This window comes from Pontibacter russatus (genome assembly GCF_009931655.1).
GTDB lineage: Bacteria > Bacteroidota > Bacteroidia > Cytophagales > Hymenobacteraceae > Pontibacter > Pontibacter russatus.
Map to the genome: position 1 here is coordinate 282624 of NZ_CP047984.1, position 21192 is coordinate 303815.

Consider the following 21192-nt stretch of genomic DNA (forward strand, 5'->3'; position numbering starts at 1 on the left):
CGCGCAGCGATTAGCGCGAGGTGATCCTGAAAGTCACGATACCGGAGGCACCTGCGTTTGCCGCTCCGCCCCCGGTGCGGCTAAACGTTGTTTTCTGCAACTGCTCTTTATACCAGGCCACTACCTGCGGCGATACATTGCTCTCCAGCACATTAATCCCGCTCAGGTTGCCGTCCGCGTCAATCTTAATGGCGAATTTGATGATGCCGGTCACGTTGCTGTAAGGGTCCTTGCGGGGCTCAATGTCGTAGCGCCAGCCGGGCATGTCCAGCGAACCGCCCGAACCACCGCCTGCTTTGCCATACAGGGCCTTGGCGTCTACCTTGCCCTCAGGGTCTCCCTTGTCGCCCACTGCGCCGTCATCGTCCCCATTGTTGTTGCCGGTGGCCGCGTCTGCTGTGCCGCTCTTCCCGTTTCCGGTGCTGGTGGTCGGCTGGCCCGGGTACAGCGACTTCGGCTTCTCCGGCTCCTTCTTTACTACCTCCTTGGTGGGCTCTGCCTTAGGTTGCGGCTTGACCTCCTCCTTCTTCGGCTCTGGCTTGGGCTGCGGCTTCACCACCTCCTTCACAGAAACCGGCGCCTCGGCCGTAGTGGTGGTCACCTTCGGGGTTTCTACCGGCTGGGGGGGCGATGGCGGGGTGGTTGTCGCGACAGGCTCTGGCTCGGGCAAAGGATCGGGCTGCGTGGGCGCTGGCTTGCTGTCTTCCACGTTTTCAGATTCGTTAGCCGCCGCCAGTGTCTGCACTTCGCCGCTCCCCACCTCATCCATACCAAAGTTCAGCTCAATACCGTATTCCGGGGCGGGCGGGTAAGGCGCCTCCCAGGCAAGCATAAAGATCAGAAGAAGCAGCAGAAGGGCATGGAAGCCGATGCTCACGCCTGCGGCTATGCGTTTGTTCTTTTCTTCTTCGTGTGGTTGGGCAATAGCCATATATAGTTCCTATTCACCTGGCACCGTGGCCAGTGTAACGCTTGCATTCAGGTTTTTGGCGATGCCGGCCACCCTCACCAGGTGCTCTACCGGCACGCTCTTGTCTACGTGTAACACCACGGCACCCTCCTCCGTTCCCTGCAGCAGGGCCGTCAGTTGCGGTTCAATGTCGTCGAGCGCAATGGGCTTCTCGTTCAGGTAGTACTTCAGGTCCTCTGTTATAGTGACGCTGATCTTCTGCATGGTGATGTCAGAGGCCTTGCTGGTGGGCAGGCTGACCGGCAGACCCGTGGGTGCCACGAAGTTTGAGGTGAGCATGAAAAATATCAGCAACAGGAAGATGATGTCCGTCATGGAGGACATGCTGAACTCAGCGTTTATCCTGTTTTTGGAGCGTAGATTCATTTCTAAAGCTGTGGTTCTTGTAATAGATCGAGGAACTCGATGGAAGAGTATTCCATGCCATGCACAATGCTGTCAATTTTCGATACCAGGTAGTTGTAACCAACATAGGCCGGAAGACCGATAATCAGACCCGCTGCTGTCGTCACCATGGCTTCATATATACCACCCGATAATAGCTTTGGGCTGATGGAGCCCTCGGCCTGCGCAATGGCGATGAAAGCCTGAATCATACCCGTTACCGTTCCGAGGAAGCCCAGCATCGGGGCGGCTCCGGCGATGGTAGCCAGGGAAGAAAGATTTTTCTCAAGGCGGCTAATCTCTATCTTGCCTACGTTCTCAATAGAAGTCTCGATGTTCTTAAGGGGGTTTCCGATCCGGGTGAGGCCTTTCTCAATCATGCGTGCGACAGGGGTGTTAGTCTGCGCGCACAGCATTTTTGCGCCGCTTATATCCCCGGCAAGCACCATCTTCTTGATCCGGTCGTTGAAACCATCGGGATTTTTGGCGGCTTTCTTCAGGGTGAGGAAGCGCTCCACGAAGATATAGATCGCGGCCAGGGACAATATCGCCAGCGGGATCATCGCCCAGCCTCCCGCCAGGGCAAGGTCAATAAGCCGTACTGAATCAGGTCCCGATCCGGCACCCTCTGCCAGGGCTGCAGTTGTGTCAGCTGCTGTAGTTGTGATTTGTAATAAGAGTGATGTCATGTTAGTAATTAAGTACCCAAATTGTTTCTCCGAATGATTTTTTATAGTCTTTAAGCGCCGCCTTTGCTTCGTCGGGTGTGGCAAAGTCGGCTACAGAAACCCGGTAAAGTTTGCCGGACTTGCCAGGCAACAGCATTTTGGAGGCGAAGCCTGCCTCGCGCACCGCCTCGCGGCGGTTTTCTGCATTCTCCGCGGTAGAGTAGCCACCGATGATGATATAGGAACGGCCGGTCTCAGCCTTTATCGTCATGACAGGTTTCTCCGGAGCCTTGATTTCCTCTGCCAATGGCGCGACCTCTGTTTCTGCTTGGCTGTCAACGCTTTTTATGTGCGCATCTGCAGTGATGCTTTCACTTGCTGACACCGCTGTGCCAGTTCCGAATGGCGGAGCCAGCACCGTTTCTTCTTCCGCTACCGGGGCTTCCACAGGCAGTATGCTGCTGTAGTTCGCCGCCTGCTCCTCCACAGTAAAGGGTACATAGTCTGAGGCATACTTGCTGGCAGTTGCACCGTTGCTTGCGGCATAACCGGAGTTGAACAGCGCAACCGGGTTCAGGCTGCTGATGTTGTAATCGGCCTGCAGCGACAGGAAATAAAGGGCTGTGCCCGTCAAACCCGCCAGCGCCAAGCCCGCAGCAACGTTGTAGGCGCGCTTCAGGCGCTTCTGCAACGGCTGCCGCTGCAACTGGTGCTCCTGCTGGCGCTCTTTTATGAGGGCGCGCAATACGGCAGGCTCCTCTATCCTGACCGGCCTTGCCACCAGTTCGGGCAGACCGAAGCTGTCCTCCAGCAGGTTGTCGCCTTCTGTATATTCAAACTGAATTTTGTGCTCAGGGCTGTATCTGAAAATGCCTATATCCTTCAATTCAAACCGGTTTTCCGCCTGCAGGCGCGCCTTTGCCCGGTACACGAATGAAGCCACCAGTTGCTGCGCCTCCTCCACCGGCAAGTTATCCCGGTAAGCGATTGTGCTGATCAGCAAACCGTCGTTCAGCACCAGTTTTTCGTTAAAAGCAATCTTTTTGGAGGGCGGTGCAAAAGAGTGCCTCACCGGATTGATTTTAGCGGACACATACCGTGTTATCAGCCCACCGAAATCGGGTATGATAACGCAGTCGTTGTCATAAAGCAGTGACTTAATGTGCTTCTCAACCATAAGCAAATTTTAGAATGAGTAAGTAACGCCTCCAATCAGGTTCAAGCTCTTGCCCGGGTAGTTGACGAATCTTTCGTACTTCTTCCCAAACAGGTTGTTGGCCATCAGAAACACCGTGAAGTTGTTTGTGAAGCGGTAGTCTGCCTTCAGGTTCAAGTCCACGATGGTGTCTGTCTCACGCAACGCGTGGGTTCCGTCGGGGCCGGTAACCTGCCCAAACGAGCTTCCAATATAATAAAGTTCTGAATTAAAGAGAATCTTGTCGTAGAAGTTGTAGGTGCCGTAAACGCTTGCCAGCAGTTCGGGGCGATGAAAGGGATGCTCCAAGGAGGCGGTATTATAGTTGTTATAATCAGCCTTTACACCCAGCCTGAACTCATCGGAGTAATTAAAGGACGCCTCTGTATAAAAATTCAGAACATTTGTCACGCCGTCGTCATACACCAGCTCAAACTTGGCTGGGTTGAGCGGTGAGTTGTTGTAGAAGTACAGGTTACGGTAGTTCTGGTAGGCGACGCGCGCGTTCAGCTGCACGTAGTTGGCAATGTTGGCCTGCATGCCGCCATATATCTCCAGGCCCTTGTTGATGTCGGCTACCCGTGCATCAGGCGCCAGCCACGGGTTCTCCTGTGTCAGCTGGTATAAAGTAACCCTTTCCAGATCGCCGCCTAAACCAGCATATAACAGCAGGTTACCTTCAATAGGCTCTACCCCTACACGAACCATCGGGTATATATTCACCTTCTTGGCGTTGTTGACGGTATCGCCGGTATACGCCACCTTGGCGCCCAGCGTCAGGCGCAGGGCATTCAGCTGGCGCTCGTAGGCCGCACCCAGCTTCACAAAATTCCGGCTAAAGAAAAGCGAATCCTTCTGCGAAAGGAAGGAAAGGTCTGCATCAACCCGGAAGGCCGATGTTTCGTCTATGCCGTACTCGCTGCGCAGTTTGAGGGCCAGGTTGCTCTCGCTCATGTCGTAGCGGTCGTTCAGGTAGCGGAACTGCACATCCCCTTTGTACTGGAATGGCGCATCCGAGGAGTGGTTGTGCAGGAAGCCCTCCGCCGACACCCGGTTAAAAACCTGCCGAATGGAATCCTTCTCCACTTCCTGATCTCCCTCCAGCGCCGGCTCGTAGCCATAGAAGTGGTACTTGTCGCGGCCGTAGTGCAGCTTGCCTCCGGCGGTGAACCCCTTCATATAGCGCTCACCGTGCAGGGAGATGTCCGAGTTGGCAACGGCGGAATTGCCTTTGTCAACGGGGCCGCGGCCGGAACCGATATGGCTCACTTCCGCGCCAAGGTCCGCTGTTTCGCTGCGTTTGTTATGAAAGTAGCCCTTCAGGTAAAGCGATGCATAATTCCCGATTCCGGCTTTCAGGTAATTGCCATATAGCTTCGTGAGCTCGTCCTGCTTTATGGTGAGCACGCGCATCTGAAGCTCTATGTCCTGCTCCGGCAGGCGGTAGTCGGCAAAACGGTAGCGCACGTTGCGGTCGCCGGTCTCGGGCGGGTCGATCCGGAATTTCTCGAAGTTGCGGGCTGCCTGGGGCAACTCTATCACGCGGTCTTTCTCCACCACCACCTCCGTGTCCTCCAGTTTGGCGCCTTCGCCCCAGCCCTGCGTTTGCGCCTGTGCATCGTTGAGGTAGCTGTACCCCACACTCATAACAATGGCAAGCGAGGCTAATCTTACTTTATTTCTCATGTTTTGATGATCCTAAACTAAACTGCTTTTGAACTTCCTTTGCCTACTCCTGCCCCGTTGTGTCCACCTCCGGCTCCAGGTCCAGCGAATCGATCCGGGGTTGGAGCTCGAGTGAGTCGCCTTGTTCCTCTATATCCAGCGAATCGCTCTGAGGCTTCATATCAAGCGAATCTTGCTGAGGCTGCATGTTCAGGGAATCGCCGGAGGGAACCAGCGTCGGCTGCGGCGCCTGCCCCTGCTGCTGTGGCTGTGTGCCTGCGTTGGTTCCCTCCATTTTGGCCAGCTTCTGCTTCGCCTCTGCCACAATCTCTTTGTTTGGCGCGTTCTCAATGATGGAGTTGAGGGTGGCTTTGGCCTGGAACATCTCGTTCAGGGCCGCATAGTTGTCGGCAATAATCAGGAAGGTCTTGCCCAGCCAGTAATCGTAGTTGGCGTATTTGGTGTTGAAGTCAAACGCCACCTCATTCGACTCCTTGTATTTCTTCTGCTTGTGAAGAATCTCTGCAATCAGGTACTGCGCCTCCGCCCCGTTCACGTCTGTGGCCGAGGCCACCGCCTCCCGCAGTTCCTTGAGGGCCTGCTCCAGGTTTCCTTGCGCGTAGGTGGCTTTCCCTCTGAATAAAAGCGCTGTGTTATAGGCATTCAGCGAGGCGTTGCCCTGGCTGATCAGCTCGTTTGCCGTGCGTTTGGTGGACGTGTAGTCGTTGGTGAGGTAATAGGTTTGCATCAGGCCGGTAAGGGCGGTTTGCTGCTCTTTCCGGTTTGTGGCCAAATCGCGCAGGCGGGTGTAATACTTGATGGCCTCAGGATAGTTCTTCGCCTCAAACTCCAGATCAGCCACCCGCTGGATCGCTCTGTTCACATACTCGGATTTGTTTTCTTCGATCACCTGCTTCATGCGCGGCAAGCCTTTCTGCATGTTGTTCTGGCGCAGGTAAGAATCCGCGAGGAAGTACCGGGCATCGGCGCCGTAAGTGCTCTTCGGGTAAGCCTTTAAGTAAGCCTCGAACTTAGGCACCGCCTGATCATATTTCTGACTGAAGTACAAAGTCTTGGCAGCCTCGTATTCAACGCTTTCAAGCGCGTTGCTTTCCGGGTTGGCGGCCTTAAACTTATCCAGGTACTCGTCAAACTCATTGCTGCGGTTCTCGGTGCCCAGCATCTCCTGCAGGCTGTACAGGGCGCCGCTGGCCACACCCGCATCCGGGAACTCTTCTATCACCCGCTTCTGGTCTGCTATAGCCAGGTCATTCTGGCCCAGGTTGGCATATGCCGTGCCCCGCTTCTGCAGTGCGTTCGGTATCAGCTTGCTGTCAGGCATCAGCCCGATCATGGTGGTAAACTCTTTTACAGCCGCCTGGTAGTTGCCTGCCTCATAATCAATTACGGCAATCTGGTAATAGGCATCGTCGAGGTACCTGGACTTGGGATATTTGCTGATCAGCTCCTGCAGCGCCTCTTTCGCCATAGCGTCGCGGTTGTTGATGCTCAGGAGGACACCCTTCTGGAACAGCGCGTAATCGCGGTCAGGGGAACTGGAGGAAATCACCCGCTCATATAGTTTCAGCGCTTCCGCATAGTTCTTGCCTACATAATAAGTATCGGCCAGCCGGAGCGTGGCGTCGTTGTAGTTGGGGTTGCTCGGCTGAATAGCGTCTAAATAGGCTTTGAAATGCGTCTGCGCCTTGTCGTATTCCTTGGTGTTGAAGTACGCGTAGCCAATGCCGTAGCGCGACTTGGTATAATAGTCTTCTTTGGCGTTGGGCGCCGTGCGGAACACCGCACCATAGCTGTTGATGGCGTCTTTGTAGCGGTTGCCGATGGAATAGGCTTCTCCTTTTACGAAATGGCTCGCGGCGGTCACTTCTTTGTCGTAAGGATACTGCAGCGACTTGTCGAGCATCTGCACGGCCTGCGGAAACTTGGCGTCGTTGAACAGGTTTACGCCCTGGTGATAGGTCACGCGCTGGTAAGTCTGCAGAATGCGCCAGCTTTTGTTGGGCAGGCTCTCTATATGGCGGATGGCCTCGGCGTAGTTGTTAGAGCTGAAGTAAGCGTCGCTCAGCAGTTTGTCTGCCTCCTCCCCCTGCTCCGAGTTGGGGTACTTCTCATTGAACTCCGCAAGCGCATTGATCACCTCCCGGAAGTTGCCAAGTTCGTAATTCACCTGGGCATACTTAAGCGTAGCGGCCTCTGTGATGCTCTTGTCCTGGTCGTTCTTCCTTGCCAGATCAAAGGCCGTCAGGGCAAACTGCTTGTTTTCGTCCTTCAGGTAGCTTAGGCCAAGGTAGTAGGCCGCGTTCTGGCCAAGTGAGTCTTTCTGCAGCGCCACTTCCTTGAAGTTGGCGATGGCGTTTTTGTAGTTGTTGTTCTTATAGTCCGTAAAGGCGATTTTATACTGCACCGTCGGCTCGAGGGTGCGCTTGCCGTCGGCAAACTGGCTGAAATACTTTTCGGCGGTTTTGTAGTCTGCCTTCTGATAATAAGCGTCTCCCACCAGCAGGGCGATGTCGTCGGCCTGCTGCACCGGGGGCGTTCTGGCCAAGGCCGCCTCGCCATACCGGATCACCTCATATATGTCGTCCTCCTTGTACAGGATCTCTGTAATCATATAGGGTACAATATTGGCGTACGCCTCGTTCTTCTCCGCAATTTTCAAGTCGGCTTTTGCGGCGGCGTAGTCGCCTTTGCGGTAGGCTATATAGCCGGCGTAGTAGTTGGAGGCATAGGCGAAGCGGTGCTCATCCTCCCGGAAGCCGTTCGTCTTGTTCTTGTCAAAGTAAATTTTGGCGTTGTCGAAATCCTTGGTGGCAAAGTAAGAGTAGCCCAGCTTGAACTCCAGCTCCTTATTCTGCTTGATGCCAAGCAGGTGCGTAGGAGCCTGCTTCAACAGTTCAATGGCTTTTTTATAGTCCTTCTGCTCGAAGTAGTACAGGCCCAGCTCGTAGTTGGCCAGCGCGGTCTTGGGGTGTGCAGGGTATTTGTGCGCGAAGTTGAGGATGAGTTGCTCGGCGTCGGGGTGAAACAGGTAAAGGCCGCTGAGCGCATAATAGTACTGGGCATCCGCAGTTTTGGCATCGTCGCCCATCAGCGCTATATACTTCTGGAACGCCTCCTGCGCCGCACCGTATTTGGCTCTGTCGAACAGCTCCAGCCCCTCGTGGAAATATCGTTCTTCGTTGGTAAAAACCTGCGTGTGCTGGGCCACCACCACATGGGAGCCACCCGCCAGTACGGATGCAAGTGCTACTTTGTACGCTATCTTCATATATAGTTTAATTGCCTTTGCAGGCCTTCAGACTTCGCTTTTATCTGAGGGAGAACCAGCCGGGATTTTGTGCTCTTTCCCGGCTTCGATGGCTCACCCACCTCATCCAAAGTTAATAAAAATTGATTAGCCGCTGCCCGAAAATCGAAAATCTTCTGCCGCCCGGAGCGCAAATATTGTGTATTATATATACAATGACAAGTTGCCCCGGAATATTGCATGGCGTGGAAAATATACCGCCGTCAGAAGACCAGCGCCTGCGGCACCGGGTGCAACACCTTGAACACCAGTTCCCGCAGAATGGCGGCGTCTGACATGTCGCCTCCTTCAATGCCCTTAACCTGCAGGTCGGCCACGCGCACAAAATGGATGATGTCGACGCAGCGCTGGCGAGGAAACACCCGCAGGGCCTGCATATACTCTTTCACCAGAAATCCCCGGTTGCCCAGGCTCCGGCGCACCGCCGCCTCCGACTTGTCGGGGGCCATATGCAGGCACAGCAGCTTGGTGAAGAAGGAAAACAGCAGCGTGAGGTTGGGGATGAGCGGGTTGTTCTTCGGGTTGGCCTCGAAGTACTGGATGATTCGGTAGGCCTTCAGCGCGTCGCGGGCGATCAGGGCCGACTGGAGCTCAAAGATATTGTACTCTTTGCTGATGCCGACGTTCTCCTGCACCACCTGCTCGTCAAGGGTTGCGCCCGGCCTGAGGTTAAGCAGCAGTTTGTCTATCTCATTCACCAGCCGCGACAGGTCCGCCCCGATGTACTCGCTCAGCAGCAGCACCGCCTGCGGCGTGGCCTGCACCCCTTTCTGCTTCAGGTAACCATTTATCCACGTCGGAACCTGGTTGTCGTACAGCTTTTTGGTGGTGAGCAGCACCGCCCGCTTGCCCACGGCTTTGGCCAGGCTCTTGCGGCCGTCGAGGGTTTTGTGTTTGTAGCAGAGCACGAGGATGGTGGAGGGCAGCGGATGGTTCAGGTAAGCCTCCAGTTGCTTCACGCCCTCCTCCTTCTCGATATCCGGAATGCTTTGGGCCTCCTTCACAATCACCACCGACCGCTCTGACATCATCGGGAAACGCTTTGCCTGCAGCAGCACCGTGGCCACGTCCACGTCCTTGCCATATAGCACCACCTGGTTAAAGCCTTTCTCGTGCTCCTGCAGGGCGTGCTCGGCTATATAATCCGAAATGAGGTCGATGTAATAAGGCTCCTCGCCCTGCAGAAAATAGACGGGCGCGAACTGCCGCTTCTTAAGCTGCTCCAGAATGGCCTCGGGGGTGTGCGACATAGCGGTTTATATATAAAATTGAGAAAGACGAGCGGATAACGCTGGTGGCTATATGCCGACCACAAAAGTAAGCATTGCCCAGTAAGTAACAGAACGAATATGGGAATAAACCTTATATATGGGAGCGGCCTAAATAGCTGCTATGCCCCCGCTTGTATTACAGATTAAGGGGTGCCTTCACTCCACTTTTCCTCATTCTCAATCTGAACTTAAGGTAACCTTCTCTTATATATAAAGCTAATCTCAAAAGCAGCTGCATAAAATTCTCCGGCAGTACAGCGCTGAGCAAATAGCTCCGCGTGTGTTGCTCGGAAGGTTCTGGATTTTCACCAGCCAGTCTGCCAACTCTTTTATATATTTGCCCTGAACTGAGATGTAAGCATTCATGAATCTGATAGAAGAATTGCGCTGGAGAGGCATGCTCCATGATTTCATGCCAGGCACCGAAGAACAGCTGGCATCCGGCATGACGACCGGCTATATCGGCTTCGACCCGACGGCCCACTCCCTGCACATCGGCAACCTGGCCACCATTATGCTTTTGGTACACCTGCAGCGGGCGGGCCACAAGCCAATTGCATTGGTGGGCGGCGCCACCGGCATGATCGGCGACCCATCAGGCAAGTCGGCGGAGCGCAACCTGCTGTCGGAGGAGGTGCTGCAGGCGAACCTGAGCGGCATCAAAAAGCAGTTGGAGAAGTTCCTTGACTTTAACGCCGGCGCCAACTCCGCAGAGATCGTGAACAACTACGACTGGTTCAGGGAGTTCAGCTTCCTGGGTTTCCTGCGGGAGGTGGGCAAGCACCTCACCGTGAACTATATGATGGCAAAGGACTCGGTGAAGAAGCGCATCTCGGCGGATGAGGACGGCGACCGCGCCGAAGGGCTTTCCTTCACGGAGTTCTCCTACCAGCTCATCCAGGGCTACGATTTTTACCACCTGTACAAAAACAAAGGGGTGAAGCTGCAGATGGGCGCCTCCGACCAGTGGGGCAACATCACGACCGGCACCGAACTGATCAGGCGCATGGACGGCGGCAAGGCCTTTGCACTGGTGGGCAGGCTGGTGACAAAGGCAGACGGCACCAAGTTCGGCAAGTCAGAAGGCGGTAATGTGTGGCTCGACCCGAACCTGACCTCCCCGTACAAGTTTTACCAGTTCTGGCTCAACCTGTCGGACGAAGAGGCGGAGAAGCTGATAAAGGTGTACACGCTGCTCCCGCAGGAGGAGATCAAACGCATAACCGAAGAGCACAAACAGGCCCCGCACCAGCGCGCCTTACAAAAAGCCCTGGCTAAGGATGTTACAATTCGCGTGCATTCTCAGGAGGATTATCTGGCTGCGGTGGATGCCTCTGAAATTTTATTTGGCAAAGGCGATCTGGAGACGCTGAAGGGGCTTCGGGAGGATGTTTTGCTGTCGGTGTTCGAGGGCGTGCCGCAGATTGAGGTGAGCCGGCAACAGTACGCTTCGGCGGAGACCGTGACCGATCTGCTGTCGGAGGCGACGGGCGGGCAGGTGTTCGAGTCGAAGGGCGAGGCAAAGCGCATGATCAAGAACGGCGGCGTGAGCATCAATCGGGAGAAGGTGCAGGGAGCCGATGACGCTGTGCGTTTTGAGCTGCTGCAGGGTAAATACCTCGTGGTGCAGAAGGGAAAGAAGAACTACTACCTGGTGTGCGTTAACTAGTTGGTATACTGTATATTAACAAAAAGAGGAGGCTGTAGACAGCCTCCTCTTTTTAATTGTAACACTTCGAGCCGTAATTACTTTGCGCTCTCTGTGCTGTTTTTCATGTCCTGAACTTCTTTGCGGATATCCTGCGCCATGTTTTTCAGGTCCTGCATGCCTTTGCGTACTCTCGTACCCGCCGCTGCGTTTCCCTTATCGTAGAACTTCTCGAAATCGCTTTCCAGCGACATTACCAAATCCTTGAGTTTGCTGAAGTTGTTGTTCATTTGTGCTATTGATTATGTGAAACATATAGTTTAATAGCTCTAATATACACATTTAATCATAGCAAGCAAAAATTAAGGAATTTTAATATAAGCCTTTGCAGGGCATCAGGCAGTAACTGCCGGGCTGGAGTAAAGTCCCTTGTCCAATTTTTGTGCAATTTTCTCAAACGCAGCGATGGTCTCTTCCACGTCAGCCAGGGTATGAACGGCCGTCGGGATAAGGCGTAGCATGATCACATCCTTGGGCACCACCGGGTAAACCACAATGGAGCAGAAAATGCTGTAGTTCTCGCGCAGGTCCAGTGTCAGTTGCGTGGCATCCGGAATCTGACCGTTCAGGAACACCGGCGTCACCGGCGAGTCCGTCGTGCCGATGTTGAAGCCCTTCCCGCGCAGGCCGCTCTGCAGCGCCCTTACGACCTCCCACAAATTGTTTTTCAGTTCAGGCTTGGTGCGCAGCAATTCGAGGCGCTTCAGGGCGCCCACTGTGATGGGCATGGGCAGCGACTTGGCGAATATCTGGGAGCGCATGTTGTAGCGCAGGTACTCCACCACCTGCTCGTTGGAGGCCACGAAGGCCCCGATGCTGGCCATGGATTTGGCGAAGGTCGAGAAGTACACATCAATGCCGTCCTGGCAGCCGAGGTGCTCGCCGGTGCCGGCGCCTGTGGCACCCATCGTGCCGAATCCGTGCGCATCGTCCACGAACAGGCGGAAGTTGAATTTCTCTTTCAGGGCCACTACCTCGCGCAGCTTGCCCAGGTTACCGGACATGCCAAACACGCCCTCTGTTATCACCAGAATGGCACCGCCTGTGTTCTCAGCCCAGCGCGTGGCGCGCTCCAGTTGTTTCTCCAGGCTCTCCATGTCGTTGTGGCTATATACAAAGCGTTTTCCCTGGTGCAGGCGCACGCCGTCGATGATACAGGCATGCGACTCGGCATCATATACAATCACATCGTGGCGGTCCACCAGGGCGTCGATGATAGACACCACCCCCTGATAACCGAAGTTGAGCAACAGCGCATCGGGCTTCTTCACGAAATCTGCCAGTTCTGCCTCCAGCTGCTCGTGCATGCTGGAGTTGCCGGACATGATGCGCGCGCCCATTGGCGTGGCCATGCCCCATTCTGCAGCCGCCTCAGCGTCAACTTTGCGAACCTCTGGGTGGTTGGCAAGGCCAAGGTAGTTGTTCAGGCTCCACGTCAGTACCTCTTTTCCTCTGAACTTCATGCGCGGGCCGATTTCCCCCTCCAGCTTCGGGAAGGTAAAATAGCCATGCGCATAATGAGAGTGGCTGCCTAACGGGCCTCTGTTGGTCAACAACTTTTCGAATAAATCCACTTGTGTAATGATTAGGTTATCAGGATAGTTTCATACTTAACACTAGCTTTATATAGTATGTGCTATATAAGTGTAAGGCAGGGCAAAGTTATCATTTATTCAAATCATATACAATCGCTATATCCGCTGCCGGAAAGCTTTTTCAGGCCTCCCTTTTTAGTCTCGCGGTAATCTGTTTTCTTTGGAGGAAATCAATCAGAAGCCGCTGCATGAGAAAGATAAACAAGCTGCTGGTCGCCAACCGCGGCGAAATAGCCCTGCGCGTGATGCGGACGGCAAAAGAAATGGGCATCCGCACCGTGGCCATATATAGCCAGGCCGACCGGAACGCCCTGCACGTGCGCTTCGCCGATGAGGCGGTGTGCGTGGGCGGGCCCAAATCGAGCGAGTCTTACCTTCACGGCGAGGTAATCATAGAAGTTTGCAAGCAGCTTAAGGTAGATGCTATTCACCCGGGTTATGGCTTCCTGTCGGAGAACGCGGGCTTTGCCAGCATGGCGGCGGCCGCCGATATCATCTTCGTAGGCCCCTCTCCGGAGGCTATCGAACTGATGGGCAACAAGCTGGCGGCCAAGGCAGCCGTAGCCCGCTACAACATCCCGATGGTGCCCGGCACAGAAGAGGCCATCACGGATGTGGCGGCGGCAAAACAAATTGCCACCGAGGTGGGCTTTCCCATTCTGATCAAGGCCAGTGCGGGGGGCGGCGGCAAGGGCATGCGCGTAGTGGAAAGCGTGGATGCGTTTGAGCAGCAGATGAAGCTGGCCGTCAGCGAGGCGACTTCCGCCTTCGGCGACGGCTCCGTGTTTATCGAGAAGTACATCGGCTCGCCCCGCCATATCGAAATACAGGTGCTCGGCGACACGCACGGCAACATTGTACACCTGTTCGAGCGGGAATGCTCTATTCAGCGGCGCCACCAGAAAGTGATTGAAGAGGCTCCGTCGGCGGTGCTCACGCCTGCCTTACGGGAGGAAATGGGCCGCTGCGCCGTGAATGTGGCCAAAGCCTGTGACTATATAGGCGCTGGCACGGTGGAGTTTCTGGTGGACGAGAACCTGAATTTCTACTTCCTGGAGATGAACACGCGCCTGCAGGTGGAGCACCCGGTCACGGAGCAGATCACGGGGCTTGATCTGGTGAAAGAGCAGATCCTGATTGCCGAAGGGCATCCATTAAGCTTTACGCAAGAGGATTTGCACATAAAGGGGCATGCGCTGGAACTGCGGGTATATGCCGAAGACCCGGCCAACAACTTCCTGCCGGACATCGGTAAACTGGAAACATACATTCGGCCGCAGGGCCTCGGTGTGCGGGTGGACGATGGGTTTGAACAGGGCATGGACATTCCCATATACTACGACCCGATGATAGCCAAGCTGGTGACTTTCGGAAAAGACCGAGGCGAGGCCATCGCCAAGATGCTGCGATCCATCGAAGAATACCAGATAACCGGCATCGAAACCACACTTTCATTCGGGACGTTTGTTTTGCAGCACGAGGCGTTCGTGAGCGGCAACTTCGATACCAAATTTATAGACCGCCATTTTACGCCGGAGGCACTGCAGCAGCAACCTGGAAGCGATGAAGAGGAAATTGCCGTGGCGCTGGCCGCTCTCCTGATGGAGGAGAAAAAACCAACCGCCACAAGTGGCAGCGAACAAGCGGCCCCTGTGGCCACCTCTAACTGGAGAAAGAACAGGACCTAGCCATATATAAACACAGGGACTATTATAGCTGTAGCCCCTGTGTTTATATATGGCTTGTGTTAAATCAGATCGAAAAGGCTCCGCGTGCCAATCAGCCTATCCGTGGTGAAGCCCTCACCGTACTTTACGCCAATGGCATGGCCTAGCTCCTGCGCCCGTGATTCCACAAAGCCCAGGAACTCCGGAGAGGATATATGGGTGTTTGGCGTGGGATCATCGGGATTGTAAAACTGAGACTTGAAGGCGCGGATAGCCTCCATCTTCTTCTCCCAGAAGGGCGTTACATCCATTACGATGTCCGGTGTGATGAGGCGGTCCTGGATAAAATGATAGATGGCTTTCGGCCGCCAGGCTTCCTGCTCATTCCCCGCTGCATCTTCCGTGGGTATCATCTTCAGGCCTGCCTTAAAGCAGGCCTCCGTTACCAGTTCAGAGCCGCGGCCGTGGTCGGGGTGGCGGTCATGAATGGCGTTGGCCAGCACAATGTCGGGGCGGTACTGGCGTATTTTCCGGATAACCTGCAGTTGGTGCTCCCGGTCGTTTTGGAAAAAGCCGTCTGCCATGCCCAGGTTGTCACGCACCGCAATGCCCATTATTGCCGCCGCCGCCGCCGCTTCCTGCAGCCTTGTCTCCGGCGTGCCGCGCGTGCCCAGCTCGCCCTCCGTCAGGTCCACGATGCCAGCTTTTTTCCCTGCGGCGATATGGGCGATAAGGGTTCCGGCACAGCCTAGCTCCACATCATCGGGATGCGAGGCAAAAGCGAGTATGTCTAGTTTCATGTGATTTGCTGGGTTATCTGATGCGCAGCGATTTTCCGATGCGGAGCGTTGAGCGGGTGCTCATGCCGTTCAGCCTCGTCAGCTGCTTTACGGAAACGCCGTACTTTTTGGCAATACCGGAGAGCGTATCGCCCCTGCGGATTTTGTGGTAAGCCGCCCGCCTTCCCCCGCTGGTGCCGCTCTTTGCTTTGTTGTAATAGTTGAACAGCGCTGAAGTGATCTGGAAATTCTCGCCTTTCAGCAGGTAGTCCGGAAAGTCATATATATATTCCGGGTCCAGAGGGTTGCCCTGGTAGCGCACCTCATAGTGCAGGTGCGGCCCCGAGCTTCGCCCCGTGCTGCCACCCAGTCCTATCAACTGGCCTGCCTCCACAAAATCCCCGGGCTCGGCTATCGCCTTGCTCATATGCCCATATAGCGTCTCAAGGCCGTTGTAGTGCCGCACCACGATATAGTTGCCGTAGCCGCCACCGTCCCACTTGTTGATGCGCACTACACCGTCAAACGCCGCCACAATCGAATCTCCTGTGTTCAGGTCAATGTCGGTGCCGTAGTGCCAGCGCCCCCCCCTGCTGCCGAAGTGGCTCGTAATGGGTGTTTTCTCCAGGGGCATATCATACTTGCGGTCGCTGGCCAGGTCATATAGCTTTATATCGACGGTGTCTTTCAGCTGGCGGCCATCCATCTTGTACGGGTTTAGGTTGTGCGTATCCCATATGGCGTAATATCCCGCGATCTTAATCCAGCTGGAGTCCACCAGCACCTCCTCCGACATTTCCACGATGTGCTGCTCCCCCAGGTCCAGTTCAGAGGTGTCCTCACTCACGATGGAGAGTTCTTTCTTAGGGTTGAAGTTAACCGACGCGTCGGCATCCGAGCCTTCGTCCGGAAAATCCTCGTACTTGATGAGGATCGTCGTGTCCGGGCGCACATAGTCTATCTTCGGCGTCTTCACCTTGAAAAGGTCCTTCACCTTGCCCTGCGCCTTGGCGCCTCCGGCGCACCAAAGCAGGCAGCATAAAAGCAGTATGAAAGTAAAGGGTGCTTTGAATTTGTACATTCGGTTTTCCTGGTAGGCTATGCTGCTTCGTCCACAACACAGTTGCTCATATCTAACTGCAGCGGTGCCTTTTTATTGTAATATCCCACCCACACAGGAGGCTTCCAACGCGCATCGGCAGGTTGTTTACTTCCTGAAATTAATGCAGACTCTGGGCCGCCAGGTATCTTTCCGCATCCAGGGCAGCCATACAGCCCGTGCCAGCGGCCGTCACAGCCTGGCGGTAGGTAAAGTCCTGCACATCGCCGCAGGCAAACACGCCGTCAATATTCGTTTTAGAGGTACCCGGTATGGTGCGTATATAGCCATTCTCATCCAGGTTCAGGTAATCGGAGAAGATGTCGGAGTTCGGTTTGTGGCCGATGGCCACGAAGAAACCGGCCACCGGAATCACGCGCGTTTCCTCCGTCAGCACGTTCTTCACGCGCACGCCTTCCACCACGTGTTCTCCCAGAATCTCTTCCGTCAGCGTGTTCCACAGGATTTCAATATTTCCGGTTCTCTTCACACGGTCCTGCATGATGGTAGAGGCCCGCATTTCGTCGCGGCGCACAATCATATATACTTTTCTGCAAAGGTTGGCCAGGTAAGTGGCCTCTTCCGCAGCCGTGTCACCGGCCCCGATGATGGCCACATCCTGCCCCCGGTAAAAGAACCCGTCGCACACCGCACAAGCCGATACGCCGCTGCCGTTCAGCCGCGCCTCCGACTCCAGTCCGAGCCACTTGGCCGAAGCGCCCGTGGATATGATAACGGTGTGCGCCTCGATCACTTTCTGATCGTCGATGGTCACTCTATGTGGCTTCGATGAAAAGTCCACGGAGGTGGCTATGCCATATCGCACATCGGTGCCGAATCGCTCTGCCTGCACCTTAAAGTCCTCCATCATCTGCGGGCCGTTAATCCCCTGAGGATAACCCGGATAGTTCTCAACGTCGTTGGTGATGGTGAGCTGCCCGCCCGGTTGAAGGCCCTGGTACAGCACAGGGTTAAGGCCGGCCCTGGAGGCATATATAGCGGCCGTATACCCAGCAGGGCCCGACCCGATGATAAGGCATTTTACTTGTTCTATTTCCATTTGTAAGGTGTGTCAAAAGAAATCAGGTGCAAACATACAAAATTTCTGTGCCTCCGCCTGCATCCGGGGGCATTTTGCTCATGTCCTGTCTATATATAACAAAAGAAAAGCCCCGGCTGTTTGGCCGGGGCTCCTGCTTCTTAAAAAGGCCGCTACCCTAGGTAAGGCTTCAGCGCCTTGCTGCGGGAAGTGTGGCGCAGCCTTCTGATGGCTTTCTCCTTGATCTGGCGCACGCGCTCGCGCGTCAGGTTGAACTTCTCGCCTATCTCCTCCAATGTCAGGGAGTTCTCGCCGTTCAGCCCGAAGTACAGCGTAATCACGTCCGCCTCGCGCTTGGTCAGCGTGGACAGCGCGCGTTGCACTTCTTTGCGGAGCGAGTCGTTCATCAGTCCCATATCCGGCGACTCCTCGTCCTCGTTCTCCAGCACGTCCAGCAAACGGTTTTCCTCACCCTGAACAAAGGGCGCATCCACCGACACATGACGACCAGAAATTTTTAGGGTGTCCACCACCTCGGCCGTGGTCAGTTCCAATACTTCGGCGATCTCTTCAGGCGACGGCTCACGCTCGAACTTCTGCTCGAGTTCCGAGAAGGATTTGGAAATTTTGTTGAGGGAGCCGACACGGTTCAGCGGCAGGCGCACAATGCGAGACTGCTCGGCCAACGCCTGCAGAATTGACTGGCGGATCCACCAAACGGCGTAAGAAATAAATTTAAAGCCCCTTGTCTCGTCAAATCGCTTGGCAGCTTTGATCAGACCCAGGTTGCCTTCGTTGATAAGGTCGCCCAATGATAGCCCCTGGTTCTGATACTGCTTTGCCACCGATACCACAAAACGCAGGTTGGCTTTTGTCAACTTCTCAAGCGCAAACTGATCTCCTTCCTTTATTCTCTGTGCAAGCGACACCTCTTCGTCCGGAGTAAGCAAATCGACTTTGCCAATCTCCTGGAGGTACTTGTCAAGCGATTGGCTTTCGCGGTTTGTAATTTGTTTGCTTATCTTGAGTTGTCTCATCAGAGTGTATGGTTATTGCAAAAAATGTGAAAATTTAAATTCGGCCCGGTATCGTAACATTAAAAAATCCCGCAAAGTTCTTGCATCTTTCAATTATAAGCAAGACGACTTTGGTGAGATGAAAAAACTCCTGACACCATGCCTTTAACCAAAGCCGGGCACCAAGAGTTCTTTTTCAGGAGATATACTACTTATTTTGTTCCGGAGCGCCTGGCTTAGGCAAGATGGCTTTGCGGGAAAGCTTGAATTTGCCCGTTTTCTTGTCTACGTCGATCAGTTTCACCTTCACTTCCTCCCCGATTTCCAGCACCCCGTCCATCGTCTCGAGGCGCTCGTGCCTGATCTCAGAAATATGCAATAAGCCGTCTTTGCCGGACATAAACTCCACAAAAGCGCCGTAAGGCTGGATAGATTTCACCTTGCCGATATATACTTCGCCAACCTCCGGCTGCGCCACAATCGCCTTGATCTTGGAAACCGCGCTGTCCATGGCGTCCTGGTTGCTGGCGAAGATGTTCACGTGGCCGCGCTCATTCTTCTCTTCGATGATGATGGTGGCACCGGTGTCTTTCTGGATTTGCTGGATGACTTTACCGCCTGGTCCTATCACCGCGCCGATAAACTCTTTATCAATCACGATGTTGAACGAACGCGGCGTGTGCGGCTTGTAATCGGCGTTGGGCGCGGCAAGAGTTTTGGACATCTCGTTCAGGATGTGCTTTCGGCCTGCGTTTGCCTGTGCCAGCGCCTGGGTCAGCACCTCGTGAGACAAGCCCTGTACTTTAATGTCCATCTGGCAGGCGGTGATGCCGTCTTTTGTGCCAGCCACCTTGAAGTCCATATCCCCCAGGTGATCCTCATCGCCCAGGATATCAGACAGCACGGCAAACTTTCCGGTTTCCTTGTCTGTGATAAGGCCCATCGCAATACCGGACACGGCGCCTTTTACAGGTACACCGGCGTCCATCAGCGCGAGGCTGCCCGCGCACACAGTAGCCATAGAAGACGAACCGTTTGACTCCAGGATATCGGAGACGATACGGATGGTATATGGATTCTGGTCTTCGGGCGGAAGCACTTTCTTCAGGGCGCGCAGCGCCAGGTTTCCGTGGCCCACCTCGCGTCGGCCGGGGCCTCTGTTTGGCTTCACCTCTCCGGTAGAGAAGGCCGGGAAGTTGTAGTGCAGCAGGAATTTATTCGTACCAGACACCATGGCGCTGTCGATCATCTGCTCGTCCAGTTTCGTGCCAAGTGTCACGGTTGTCAGCGACTGGGTTTCGCCGCGCGTGAAGATGGCGGAACCGTGCGTGGCCGGCAGGTAATTTACCTCTGACCAGATAGGGCGGATTTCATCCAGCCGGCGGCCGTCCAAACGAACACGGTCGTTCAGGATCATGTTGCGGACAGCTTCTTTCTCCACCTCGTGGAAATATGTTTTGATGAGGCCCTTGTCGTAGGTGTGATCTTCCGGCAGGGAGGCGATGAATTCATCCACCACGCTGGCGAAGCCTTCTTTGCGCTCGCTTTTGTTGGCGCTGCCTCTCTTGGCTACCTCATATGCCTTGGCATAGGTGGCGTCATATACGCGCTGGCGAAGTTCTTCGTCGTGCGTTTCGTGCGAATACCCGCGCTTTACGGTTTTACCGACTAACTCAGCCAGTTCGAGCTGTGCCTGGCACTGTACCTTGATGGCTTCGTGCGCATACTGGATAGCCTCCAGCATTTCCTCTTCCGACACCTCGTTCATCTCCCCCTCTACCATGGCCACGCTGTCAATGGAGGCACCCACCATCAGGTCGATGTCAGCGCGCTGCAGGTCAGATATTTTTGGGTTGATGATCAGTTTGCCGTCGATACGGGCAACGCGCACCTCTGAAATAGGCCCTCCGAAGGGAATATCGGAAACAGCCAGGGCGGCAGAAGCAGCCAGGGCGGCCAGTGCATCCGGCATCACCTCTGCGTCGGCCGAGATCAGGTTGATGGTCATTTGCGTCTCCGCGTGGTAATCATCCGGGAACAGCGGGCGCAGCACGCGGTCTACCAGGCGGGACACCAGTACTTCATAGTCAGACAGGCGGGCTTCCCGGCGCAGGAACCCCCCCGGAATTTTGCCGGAAGAGGCGAACTTCTCCTGATAATCCACTGACAGCGGCAGGAAGTCCACGCCTTCGCGGGCTTCTTTGTTAGAAACCACGGCAGCCAGCAGCATGGTGTTACCCATTTTCACTACTACTGAGCCATCGGCCTGCTTGGCGAGTTTTCCGGTTTCGATTGTTATCTCCCGGCCGTCCGGGAGCAGAATGGTTTTGTTAATGGCGGTGTAAGGCATCTTCAGTTTTTCGTTAACATCAAAAAGACAGGGCTACCCGTTGCGGCCGCTGTCGGTACTGGCACTGGAGGAAGGAAGGGGTGCTTTAAAAAACATTAGGGAATCCCTGTTTGAAGAAATTCCCTAACGCTCAAGAGCTTATTTACGGATACCTAACTCCGCAATGATGGCTCTGTATCTTTCAATATCATTTTTCTGCAGGTAGTTCAGAAGTCTTCTTCTTTTACCTACCAGTTTCAACAGGCCCAGCCGTGTGCTGAAATCCTTCTTGTGGATTTTCAGGTGCTCCGTCAGGTCGGCAATGCGTGTGGTGAAAAGCGCAATCTGTGACTCGGCAGAACCTGTGTCAGTCTTAGACTTGCTAATGCCGTGCTTCTCGAAAATTTCTTGTTTCGCTTCTGTGGTTAATCTCATTGCGTGAATATATCAATCTGTTTTATCTTGCAAAGGCTACTATA

17 protein-coding genes are annotated in these 21192 nt (G+C 54.6%); 2 read left to right on the forward strand and 15 right to left on the reverse strand.

All coding sequences use genetic code 11. The features are described 5' to 3' along the window. Nucleotides 1-10 precede the first annotated feature (10 nt). The 7 genes from GSQ62_RS01215 to holA form a co-directional block, all read right to left on the reverse strand. Nucleotides 11-931 carry a hypothetical protein gene (locus GSQ62_RS01215; RefSeq protein WP_161887817.1) on the reverse strand — a complete coding sequence of 307 codons (921 nt, stop codon included), beginning with the start codon at nucleotides 929-931 and terminating at the stop codon, nucleotides 11-13. Nucleotides 932-940: 9 nt separating this feature from the next. Further along, nucleotides 941-1336 carry an ExbD/TolR family protein gene (locus GSQ62_RS01220; RefSeq protein WP_161887818.1) on the reverse strand — a complete coding sequence of 132 codons (396 nt, stop codon included), beginning with the start codon at nucleotides 1334-1336 and terminating at the stop codon, nucleotides 941-943. A 2-nt stretch (nucleotides 1337-1338) separates the two neighbouring features. Then, on the reverse strand, nucleotides 1339-2043 hold the full coding sequence (locus GSQ62_RS01225) for a MotA/TolQ/ExbB proton channel family protein (RefSeq protein WP_161887819.1): 705 nt from the start codon (nucleotides 2041-2043) through the stop codon (nucleotides 1339-1341). A 1-nt stretch (nucleotide 2044) separates the two neighbouring features. Further along, nucleotides 2045-3199 (reverse strand): HU domain-containing protein, encoded by a 1155-nt coding sequence (locus tag GSQ62_RS01230; protein ID WP_161887820.1) that lies wholly within the window; start codon nucleotides 3197-3199, stop codon nucleotides 2045-2047. Nucleotides 3200-3208: 9 nt separating this feature from the next. Continuing rightward, a complete protein-coding gene (locus tag GSQ62_RS01235; RefSeq protein ID WP_161887821.1) occupies nucleotides 3209-4903 on the reverse strand; it encodes a porin family protein in 1695 nt (564 codons plus the stop codon). A 43-nt stretch (nucleotides 4904-4946) separates the two neighbouring features. Beyond that, nucleotides 4947-8171 (reverse strand): tetratricopeptide repeat protein, encoded by a 3225-nt coding sequence (locus tag GSQ62_RS01240; RefSeq protein ID WP_161887822.1) that lies wholly within the window; start codon nucleotides 8169-8171, stop codon nucleotides 4947-4949. 242 nt (nucleotides 8172-8413) lie between these two features. Beyond that, on the reverse strand, nucleotides 8414-9460 hold the full coding sequence (gene holA / locus GSQ62_RS01245) for a DNA polymerase III subunit delta (RefSeq protein WP_161887823.1): 1047 nt from the start codon (nucleotides 9458-9460) through the stop codon (nucleotides 8414-8416). A gap of 385 nt (nucleotides 9461-9845) precedes the next feature. Between holA and tyrS the strand changes: the two genes are divergently transcribed. After that, entirely contained in the window at nucleotides 9846-11150 is a 1305-nt protein-coding gene (tyrS, locus tag GSQ62_RS01250) for a tyrosine--tRNA ligase (protein WP_161887824.1), read from the forward strand. Nucleotides 11151-11227: 77 nt separating this feature from the next. Here the strand turns inward: tyrS and GSQ62_RS01255 are convergent, their stop codons facing one another. Further along, nucleotides 11228-11419 carry a histone H1 gene (locus tag GSQ62_RS01255; RefSeq protein ID WP_161887825.1) on the reverse strand — a complete coding sequence of 64 codons (192 nt, stop codon included), beginning with the start codon at nucleotides 11417-11419 and terminating at the stop codon, nucleotides 11228-11230. Between the two features lie 105 nt (nucleotides 11420-11524). Next, nucleotides 11525-12763, reverse strand: a complete 1239-nt coding sequence (locus GSQ62_RS01260) for an aminotransferase class I/II-fold pyridoxal phosphate-dependent enzyme (protein ID WP_161887826.1) — start codon at nucleotides 12761-12763, stop codon at nucleotides 11525-11527. A gap of 209 nt (nucleotides 12764-12972) precedes the next feature. Here GSQ62_RS01260 and accC point away from each other — a divergent pair, with 209 nt between their 5' ends. After that, nucleotides 12973-14472 (forward strand): acetyl-CoA carboxylase biotin carboxylase subunit, encoded by a 1500-nt coding sequence (accC, locus tag GSQ62_RS01265; protein ID WP_161887827.1) that lies wholly within the window; start codon nucleotides 12973-12975, stop codon nucleotides 14470-14472. A gap of 59 nt (nucleotides 14473-14531) precedes the next feature. Here the strand turns inward: accC and bshB1 are convergent, their stop codons facing one another. From bshB1 to rpsO, 6 genes are all read right to left on the reverse strand, one after another. Then, nucleotides 14532-15251 (reverse strand): bacillithiol biosynthesis deacetylase BshB1, encoded by a 720-nt coding sequence (gene bshB1, locus GSQ62_RS01270; RefSeq protein WP_161887828.1) that lies wholly within the window; start codon nucleotides 15249-15251, stop codon nucleotides 14532-14534. A gap of 13 nt (nucleotides 15252-15264) precedes the next feature. Then, on the reverse strand, nucleotides 15265-16311 hold the full coding sequence (locus tag GSQ62_RS01275) for a M23 family metallopeptidase (RefSeq protein WP_237586887.1): 1047 nt from the start codon (nucleotides 16309-16311) through the stop codon (nucleotides 15265-15267). Between the two features lie 139 nt (nucleotides 16312-16450). After that, nucleotides 16451-17389 (reverse strand): thioredoxin-disulfide reductase, encoded by a 939-nt coding sequence (trxB, locus tag GSQ62_RS01280; RefSeq protein WP_161887829.1) that lies wholly within the window; start codon nucleotides 17387-17389, stop codon nucleotides 16451-16453. 152 nt (nucleotides 17390-17541) lie between these two features. After that, nucleotides 17542-18405: a sigma-70 family RNA polymerase sigma factor gene (locus GSQ62_RS01285; RefSeq protein ID WP_161887830.1), complete on the reverse strand. Its 864-nt coding sequence runs from the start codon at nucleotides 18403-18405 to the stop codon at nucleotides 17542-17544. Nucleotides 18406-18592: 187 nt separating this feature from the next. Beyond that, nucleotides 18593-20734 carry a polyribonucleotide nucleotidyltransferase gene (gene pnp / locus GSQ62_RS01290; protein ID WP_161887831.1) on the reverse strand — a complete coding sequence of 714 codons (2142 nt, stop codon included), beginning with the start codon at nucleotides 20732-20734 and terminating at the stop codon, nucleotides 18593-18595. A gap of 138 nt (nucleotides 20735-20872) precedes the next feature. After that, nucleotides 20873-21148 (reverse strand): 30S ribosomal protein S15, encoded by a 276-nt coding sequence (gene rpsO, locus GSQ62_RS01295; RefSeq protein WP_161887832.1) that lies wholly within the window; start codon nucleotides 21146-21148, stop codon nucleotides 20873-20875. Between the last annotated feature and the right edge of the window lie 44 nt (nucleotides 21149-21192).

Excerpts from the sequence above, each read along its gene's own strand:
- GSQ62_RS01215 (WP_161887817.1), bottom strand. The coding sequence starts at position 931 with ATGGCTATTGCCCAACCACACGAAGAAGAAAAGAACAAACGCATAGCC.
- GSQ62_RS01220 (WP_161887818.1), bottom strand. The coding sequence starts at position 1,336 with ATGAATCTACGCTCCAAAAACAGGATAAACGCTGAGTTCAGCATGTCC.
- GSQ62_RS01225 (WP_161887819.1), bottom strand. The coding sequence starts at position 2,043 with ATGACATCACTCTTATTACAAATCACAACTACAGCAGCTGACACAACT.
- GSQ62_RS01230 (WP_161887820.1), bottom strand. The coding sequence starts at position 3,199 with ATGGTTGAGAAGCACATTAAGTCACTGCTTTATGACAACGACTGCGTT.
- GSQ62_RS01235 (WP_161887821.1), bottom strand. The coding sequence starts at position 4,903 with ATGAGAAATAAAGTAAGATTAGCCTCGCTTGCCATTGTTATGAGTGTG.
- GSQ62_RS01240 (WP_161887822.1), bottom strand. The coding sequence starts at position 8,171 with ATGAAGATAGCGTACAAAGTAGCACTTGCATCCGTACTGGCGGGTGGC.
- holA (WP_161887823.1), bottom strand. The coding sequence starts at position 9,460 with ATGTCGCACACCCCCGAGGCCATTCTGGAGCAGCTTAAGAAGCGGCAG.
- tyrS (WP_161887824.1), top strand. The coding sequence starts at position 9,846 with ATGAATCTGATAGAAGAATTGCGCTGGAGAGGCATGCTCCATGATTTC.
- GSQ62_RS01255 (WP_161887825.1), bottom strand. The coding sequence starts at position 11,419 with ATGAACAACAACTTCAGCAAACTCAAGGATTTGGTAATGTCGCTGGAA.
- accC (WP_161887827.1), top strand. The coding sequence starts at position 12,973 with ATGAGAAAGATAAACAAGCTGCTGGTCGCCAACCGCGGCGAAATAGCC.
- bshB1 (WP_161887828.1), bottom strand. The coding sequence starts at position 15,251 with ATGAAACTAGACATACTCGCTTTTGCCTCGCATCCCGATGATGTGGAG.
- GSQ62_RS01275 (WP_237586887.1), bottom strand. The coding sequence starts at position 16,311 with ATGTACAAATTCAAAGCACCCTTTACTTTCATACTGCTTTTATGCTGC.
- trxB (WP_161887829.1), bottom strand. The coding sequence starts at position 17,389 with ATGGAAATAGAACAAGTAAAATGCCTTATCATCGGGTCGGGCCCTGCT.
- GSQ62_RS01285 (WP_161887830.1), bottom strand. The coding sequence starts at position 18,405 with ATGAGACAACTCAAGATAAGCAAACAAATTACAAACCGCGAAAGCCAA.
- pnp (WP_161887831.1), bottom strand. The coding sequence starts at position 20,734 with ATGCCTTACACCGCCATTAACAAAACCATTCTGCTCCCGGACGGCCGG.
- rpsO (WP_161887832.1), bottom strand. The coding sequence starts at position 21,148 with ATGAGATTAACCACAGAAGCGAAACAAGAAATTTTCGAGAAGCACGGC.